Source organism: uncultured Olegusella sp., assembly GCF_947253395.1.
GTDB lineage: Bacteria > Actinomycetota > Coriobacteriia > Coriobacteriales > Atopobiaceae > Olegusella.
Window position 1 is genome coordinate 1 of the sequence record NZ_CAMXYY010000074.1, and the last position, 7,333, is coordinate 7,333.

At 46.0% G+C, this 7,333-nt stretch carries 6 protein-coding genes; 3 read left to right on the top strand and 3 right to left on the bottom strand.

The genetic code is table 11. From position 1 onward, the window contains the following. Positions 1–891 (top strand): glycogen/starch/alpha-glucan phosphorylase (locus tag Q0X25_RS06295; RefSeq protein ID WP_298580123.1); only part of this gene is annotated, 891 nt, incomplete at its 5' end. A gap of 84 nt (positions 892–975) precedes the next feature. On the opposite strand, the gene asnA is transcribed toward Q0X25_RS06295, so the two are convergent. Further along, positions 976–1,983, bottom strand: coding sequence for an aspartate--ammonia ligase (gene asnA, locus Q0X25_RS06300; protein WP_298580126.1), 1,008 nt, complete (start codon positions 1,981–1,983; stop codon positions 976–978). Positions 1,984–2,964: 981 nt separating this feature from the next. Here asnA and Q0X25_RS06305 point away from each other — a divergent pair. Continuing rightward, a complete protein-coding gene (locus Q0X25_RS06305) occupies positions 2,965–3,525 on the top strand; it encodes a GNAT family N-acetyltransferase (RefSeq protein WP_298580136.1) in 561 nt (186 codons plus the stop codon). 23 nt (positions 3,526–3,548) lie between these two features. Here Q0X25_RS06305 and metK read toward each other — a convergent pair whose 3' ends face one another. Both metK and Q0X25_RS06315 read right to left on the bottom strand, forming a co-directional pair. Further along, on the bottom strand, positions 3,549–4,799 hold the full coding sequence (gene metK, locus Q0X25_RS06310) for a methionine adenosyltransferase (protein ID WP_298580128.1): 1,251 nt from the start codon (positions 4,797–4,799) through the stop codon (positions 3,549–3,551). Between the two features lie 55 nt (positions 4,800–4,854). Then, positions 4,855–5,049, bottom strand: coding sequence for a hypothetical protein (locus tag Q0X25_RS06315; RefSeq protein ID WP_298580131.1), 195 nt, complete (start codon positions 5,047–5,049; stop codon positions 4,855–4,857). A 198-nt stretch (positions 5,050–5,247) separates the two neighbouring features. Between Q0X25_RS06315 and Q0X25_RS06320 the strand changes: the two genes are divergently transcribed. Further along, positions 5,248–7,329 (top strand): BglG family transcription antiterminator, encoded by a 2,082-nt coding sequence (locus Q0X25_RS06320; protein WP_298580134.1) that lies wholly within the window; start codon positions 5,248–5,250, stop codon positions 7,327–7,329. Positions 7,330–7,333 lie beyond the last annotated feature (4 nt).

The following is a 7,333-nucleotide window of genomic DNA, read 5'->3' on the forward strand; positions in this document are numbered from 1 at the left end:
CAGCTCGTCACTATCAAAAAAGAAAATAAGCAGCGATTTGCTACCTGGGTGCGTGCGCACCAAGGAACTGAAATTGATCCTGACTCGATTTTTGATGTGCAGTCAAAGCGTTTGCACGAGTACAAGCGCCAGCAGCTTAATTTGCTGTGGGGTATCAGGCAGTATCAACGCATCTGTGCGGGTGAGTTGCCTGACCGCAAAGTGACAATGATTTTTGGCGCCAAAGCGGCACCTGCTTACGAGACTGCAAAAGACATCATTCATGCCATTTTGAGTTTTGGTGAGGTGGTAGCAAACGACCCTGTTGCCAGTAAGTATCTACAGGTAGTGATGATTGAAAACTACAACGTTACTGCTGCCGAAAAACTTATCCCCGCAGCTGATATTTCCGAGCAGATAAGCCTTGCTTCAAAGGAGGCCTCAGGCACGGGCAATATGAAGTTTATGCTCAATGGTGCACTTACTTTGGGTACTATGGATGGTGCTAATGTTGAGATTGCTGAGCTTGTAGGCGCAAAGAACATCTATTGCTTTGGTGAGAGCTCAGACGAGGTAATTGCTCACTATGCCTCAGGTGACTATAATCCTCAGACCTATTACGAAAGCAATGAGGATATTGCGGCTGCTGTTGACTTCCTTGTGGGCCCAGAGATGCTTGAAAAGGGCGACGAGAAAAATTTGCAACGTCTGCGTAGCGAGCTCATTAGCAAGGACTGGTTTATGACCTTCCCTGACTTTGAGGACTATTGTCAGGTTAAAGATCGCGCACTGAAAGATGCGCAAGATCAACGTGCGTGGGCACAAAAGACCCTGGTGAATATTGCTAAAGCAGGTTATTTCTCCTCAGACCGCACCATTGCGCAATACCAAGAAGATATCTGGCATCTGTAAATCTTTTATGCGCGAGTTATCACGGTTGTAGACCAAGACAAAGCCACGCAAGGCGTTTTGTCTACGGTCTACAGCCGTGCACACTTATAACAAATGCACGTTGTGAGCCTCGCAGGCAGCAACCATATCTTCAGGCCAAATGCTCGCCTGTACTTCGCCTATATGTACGCGACCCAGCAACAACATGCACAAACGTGACTGTCCTATGCCACCACCGATGGTGTAGGGCAGTTCATTATTAAGCACCATGCGGTGATAGGGAAGTTCTGCTCTCTCAGGACAGCCTGCTTTTTCCAATTGGGAGCGTAGAGATGCCGCATCAACACGGATGCCCATGCTTGAAATCTCGAGTGCACGCTTTAAAGGCTCATACCAAAAGAGAATGTCGCCATTGAGCTGCCAATCATCGTAGTCGGGTGCGCGGCCATCATGGGGTTTTCCTGAGGAGAGTTTCTCGCCGATACGCATCAAAAACACGCAGCCATACTGGCGGCAGATGATATCCTCGCGCTCACGAGGAGAGAGGTCGGGGTAGCGCTGTAGCAGCTCTTCGCTGTCAACAAAGTGCATCTCGCTGGGCAAGTGATAAAACGCTTCGGGGTACTTGTACCACACCTCGTGTTGCATGTGTTTGATAATGTGGAAAACCTCAGATGCCGTTGCACGCAGGGTCTCTGCGGTGCGCTCTTCATGCGTGATGACACGCTCCCAATCCCACTGATCAACATAGCAGGAATGGAGATTGTCTAGCTCCTCATCGCGGCGAATAGCGTTCATATTGGTATAGATACCTTCATGAGGCTGGTAGCCATATTTACCGAGTGCCATGCGCTTCCATTTTGCGAGAGAGTGCACAACTTCGATGGTTTCACCTGCTTTCCACGGCAGATCAAAGGAAACGGGTCGCTCAGTGCCATTAAGGTTGTCATTGAGACCCGAGCTCTGCTCGACAAAAAGTGGTGCCGAAATACGTGAAAGATGCATCTCACGGTCCATCTCGCGTTGAAAAGTATCGCGGATATATTTGATTGCATCTTCAGTTTCGCGAATGCCCATATGTGGATCGTAATGTTCAGGCAGGTACAAGGCCATAAAGGATGCTCCCAATCGATGGTATGACAGTGCAGAGCTTAAAAAACATATATATCGTCAATCAAACTTTTGCACGGGTGTTTACGTGTTCGGTGAGACTTTACCTATGATAAGCGGATATGTGCAGCCTGACACCTCTATTGTTTTCTTGATGACAACATTTGAGTATAAGCACACACGTCTGATATATAGCAACTTTCTTTTTAAGTGACCTTTTCAAGCAGTATTGAGCATGTATGAGCATGGCGTACGAGTGACGTCTGATGCTTTAAAATTGCACAGTTTTCGTTTTGTACCACGACGCCTACTTCTCGCTTGTAGATTGTACCCAAATCCGTTGCAACCTCAGGTTGCAACGGATTATTCTGTAAGCCTTCTAGCTGCATATATACGTAAAACCTGCAGGTAGAAAGCTTGACGTTGCAACCTGAGCTTGCAACACCTTGGAGTAAGTTGGGTGGCAGAAGCCACACTCTATTTCACACTAGACGTCAAACGCTACGTTCCGTTTCATGTTAGGTACCAAAAGCCACACTCCGTTTCATATCACTTGCCAAACGCCACGTTCTACTTCACCTTTTTAGCCAAAAGCCACACTCTATTTCACGCCCAAAAAATCTACCTGCGGAAACGTCAGGTCCTTTGAAATAGAACGTGGCTTTTGACATTTTTTCTGAAACAGAACGTGGCGTTTGACAAACAAAGCCGTGCTGCCTGAAACGATGTGTGGCTTTTGGCAAGCAGGGCTGAGCCATTTGAAATGAGATGTGGCGTCTGGTGTTGATCTGCGAGTAACGTTTGAATTCTAGGATGATGACAAATATGGATACTACGCTTCCATGTATTGACGCGGAGGGAATACATCTCATGCGTGATGCAGAAAACAGAGAATCTTGTGGGAACTTTTTTATACGCTAACTATAATGAGCTGCTAGTTTGGAGAAGAAAATAAATGTCAATCGATGAAGGTTGGTGTTTGTGATGCAGCATGAAGGAACACAAATAATTACAGCTGATCGCTTGATACTGAGACCGTTCAGCTTAGAAGATGCTGAACCTATGTACAGGAATTGGGCATCTGATTCTGAGGTGACAAAGTTTCTGACGTGGCCTGCTCATAGTAGTGTAGAGGTGACAAGGGCAGTTATTGCCAACTGGGTAAGTCAATTGAACGATCCAGCAAATTATCAGTGGGCGATCGAGCTGAAAGATATCCATGAACCTATTGGTAGCATCAGCGTTGTCAGAATAAATGAAAAAACCGAATCATTTGATATTGGCTATTGCATAGGTAGGAAATGGTGGGGACAGGGTATTACCTCTGAAGCCCTTACCGCTGTAATAGACTTTTTGTTCAACATAGTTCACGCTACTAGTGTCAGAGCCTGTCATGATTCGCGCAATCCAAACTCGGGAAGAGTTATGAAAAAATGCGGAATGAGTTATGAGGGCACATGGCGAAAGGCGGGCGTGAACAACCAAGGAATCTGTGATGAGGTTTGGTATTCAATTCTTAGAACAGAGTATGAGAGCGAGCGTTGATGCGTGACGCTACTTTTGTATGCCTAGGCGCTGGTCGTATGTAGCGCATCGCGTAGAGCGTCAACACGATCTGTTTGCTCCCAAGTAAAGTCGGGATCTTCTCGTCCAAAATGTCCATAGGCGGCGGTCTTCTCATAAACGGGGCGATGCAGCTTGAGATCTCGAATGATGGCTCCGGGCCGCAAGTCAAATACCGTCTTGATTGCAGCAACAATTTGCTGGTCAGACACAGCTCCTGTACCAAAAGTATTTACCGTAATCGAGACAGGTTTGGGTATGCCAATGGCATAAGCGAGTTCGACTTCGCACCTATGTGCTAGATGCGCTGCAACAACATTTTTTGCTATCCAGCGTGCTGCATACGCTGCTGAACGGTCTACTTTTGTGCAATCTTTGCCAGAAAACGCGCCGCCGCCATGCCGACCCATGCCTCCATAGCTATCAACAATAACCTTGCGACCTGTGAGGCCTGTGTCGCCTGTGGGGCCACCTATAACAAAACGACCCGTTGGGTTGATATAAGTTTTGAGATTATCCCAGCTAAGACCAGAGCTTTCTAATACAGGCACAATAACGTGATCATAAATATCTTTACGAATCTGCTCGAGCGATACATTCTCTGCGTGTTGGGCTGATACCACCACCGTCGTTACCTCTTTGGGGATACCGTCCTCATAGCGTATAGTGACCTGCGTTTTTCCATCGGGCCTTAGATAGGGAAGAATTCCATCTCTGCGCACACGGGCTAATTGCTCTGCCATACGATTTGCCAGATGAGCAGGCATAGGCATGAGAACGTCCGTCTCATCGGTGGCATAGCCAAACATCATGCCCTGATCTCCGGCACCAATGCGGGAAATTTCGTCTTCTTCCAAACGAGCAAAACTACCGTCTACTCCTTGTGCGATATCGGAGCTTTGCCCATGAATAAGGTTCATGACACCACAGGTATCACAATCAAAGCCATACTCCGCATGGTCGTATCCTATGCGACGAATTGTCTCGCGAGCTATCTGTTGTACATCTACATACGAAGCCGTGCGAACCTCACCAGCGATAATCACTGTGCCCGTCGTGAGAAGTGTTTCGACGGCACAACGAATGTTGGCAACACGAGCCTGGACACCGGTAGGGGAAATGTAGCCTTGGGACTCAAGCTTGGACTCTTTGGTGATGAGTGCATCAAGGACGGCATCAGAAATTTGATCTGCTATTTTGTCAGGATGTCCTTCGGTGACAGATTCAGATGTGAACAGATAGCTCGAGCGGGACATATACAATCCTTTCCGCGCTAAGAGGCCTTGTAAATCGAGGCGCCAAGCACAAAGCTTACTTCTCAGCGGTCATAAGTTGGTCATACTTCTCTGCACGCCATTCCGCAAGAGACTCGTAGCTGTCATCAGCGGTATCGAGATTTACTTCCTGCGGGTCAGCTGCTGTACGGCCTGGACGTTCTAAGCGTTCAAACTTATCAACATCACTGTCGGTCATACCCTGATTGATTGTAATACGTTTCTCATACATATTGCTTTGCTCATCAGTCCACAGTCGATAGGCAACGGGAGCCCATTTTTCAGGAGGTACGAGCTTTTTTACATATGTCCTAATACTGAAAAACTATTTATTCAGTTCTGAATGCACCGAAAGCTTCATTACCGTTTTGAAAGCTTTGTTTCTTGTAGTCATGACTGATTTTTGAAAGATTAGTACTAGGAGGCGAGTATGAACCCACGGCAGAGATATGAGCTTCGACTGCTCGCAGAGTATGCTTCGTTTGACATCGCAAATGTTGCGAAGGACTTCTCAGTAAGTGAGCGATCGGTGCGCTATGACATCGAGGGGCTTCAAGATGAGCTTCGTCTTATTGGCGAAGATCCAACCGCTCTTTCTGTGCGACAAGGCATTGTGTCAGTTCGTGATTCTGGCTCTCGATGGGAATTATTACGCCTTAGTGGGCTTAAAGATAGTGAGTTTGGCTCACGGCCTGTTTCTGCTCAGGGACGTGTTCTTCTTCTCGTTTGTGATCTTTGCTGGTCTGAGGAATATGTGACCATCAAATTACTTTCTGAAAAATATTCTGTCAGCAGAAATACGGTTATGCGGGACATGGCAAAAGTTCGTGCCTACTGTGCGAACTTTAACATTAATATTTCTTCATATCGGGGAAAAGGGGTTATTGCACAGGCAAGCGAAGCTAATTTTCGTCGCTGTCTTTCGAAGGCTATCCGAGACTATGCTGCACTCGATAGTGGGTTATCTCTTGATACGGGAGACTATTCTCAATGGTTTCAAACAAAAGATTTGGTTGTAATTAAAGATATTGTGCGTGAAGCCGAGGAACGAAGCCTCCTTTATCTAGATGATGTTTCCTTTGAAGCAATTATTATCCATATCGCGCTTGCGCTTGAACGTTATCGTGCCAATCCTTTTAGCACTATTTCAGTTACAGATGACGCGATGCCAGAAGAAAGCATTGCACATCGAATGGCAGTATGGATTGTCTCAAAGATCAATGAAAAGTTTGATATTCATCTTCCGAATTCTGAAGTTGATTTTATTGGCCTTCACATTGGAGTACGGTCAAGCGAGGCGCTTGCTCAAGCCACCAAGCCAAATGCTGCTGTGGAATTTGCCTGTCTTAGCCTTATTACCGCAGTTGGCCGTAGCTCGTGTCTAAATCTTTCGCATGATTCAAGACTGTTTGATAGTCTGCTTCAGCATATAAATGCGGCAATATATCGTCAGCGCGCTGGCATTGTGCTTGAGAATCCTCTAAAGAGAGATTTAATTTCTGAATATCACTCGCTCTTTACAATTATTCGTGATGTAGTTAGGGAAAGCGAGTTAGCAGAATTAATAGATACATCGGAAGATGAACTGAGCTATATTTTGCTGCATTTCGCGGTGGCAATGAAGCGAAGTGCTGAATTATCTCCCATTAAGCCAAATATCGTTGTAGTTTGCGCAACTGGTTTAGGAACAGCGCAATTACTTGCTACAAATATCACTCGTTACTTTGATGCAAACATCGTTGCAACTCTTCCTCGACACCAGCTTTATGGATCTGAACTGCTACCTGGAGTGGATCTAATTGTTTCAACAGTACCTCTTCAGGTTTCAATACCTTGGATTGAAGTTAGTCCTTTGCTTAGACAAGACGATATCGATCGCGTTTCCGTTCGATTGGGGGAATTGGGTTTAGGCGGTGTACGCGTTGCCCTCGGTGAGGAAAGTAATGCAGCACAAGAAGTAATGAAAATTATTCAAGGCCATTCAGCTCCTGGTGATGAGGAAGGGCTCTATGCGGCATTACGTTGCTTTTTGGAAAAGTCTCAGAAGATTGTACAGAAAGGAAGCTATATGCTAAGCGAGCTAATCGAAGGGCACATGATGCTTGATGTTGAGTGCTCCGATTGGGAGGAGGCAGTGCGAGCATCAGGCTTACCTTTAGTGTCTTCTGGAGAAATTTCCGATGCGTATATTGAGGCTGTAATTTCCAATGTAAAAGAAACAGGTCCTTACGTAGTTATCACTAAGCATATCGCCCTCCCTCATGCCACAAATAAAATAGGTGTAAATCACACCTCTATGTCGTTTATTCGACTGAAAACTCCTGTTTGCTTTGGTAATGAGGCAAATGATCCTGTGAAATATCTCTTTATGCTTGCCACTCTTGATTCAAGCTCACATTTGCTGGCGTTGCAATCCTTGGCAGAGCTGCTTAGTGAATCTGAGTTTATTTCTCTGCTGGGGAATGCACAGTCAGGTAAAGAAATTCTCGACCTGTCTCTTATACACATCTGACGCT

Excerpts from the sequence above, each read along its gene's own strand:
- Q0X25_RS06320 (WP_298580134.1), top strand. The coding sequence starts at position 5,248 with ATGAACCCACGGCAGAGATATGAGCTTCGACTGCTCGCAGAGTATGCT.
- asnA (WP_298580126.1), bottom strand. The coding sequence starts at position 1,983 with ATGGCCTTGTACCTGCCTGAACATTACGATCCACATATGGGCATTCGC.
- Q0X25_RS06315 (WP_298580131.1), bottom strand. The coding sequence starts at position 5,049 with ATGTATGAGAAACGTATTACAATCAATCAGGGTATGACCGACAGTGAT.
- metK (WP_298580128.1), bottom strand. The coding sequence starts at position 4,799 with ATGTCCCGCTCGAGCTATCTGTTCACATCTGAATCTGTCACCGAAGGA.
- Q0X25_RS06305 (WP_298580136.1), top strand. The coding sequence starts at position 2,965 with ATGCAGCATGAAGGAACACAAATAATTACAGCTGATCGCTTGATACTG.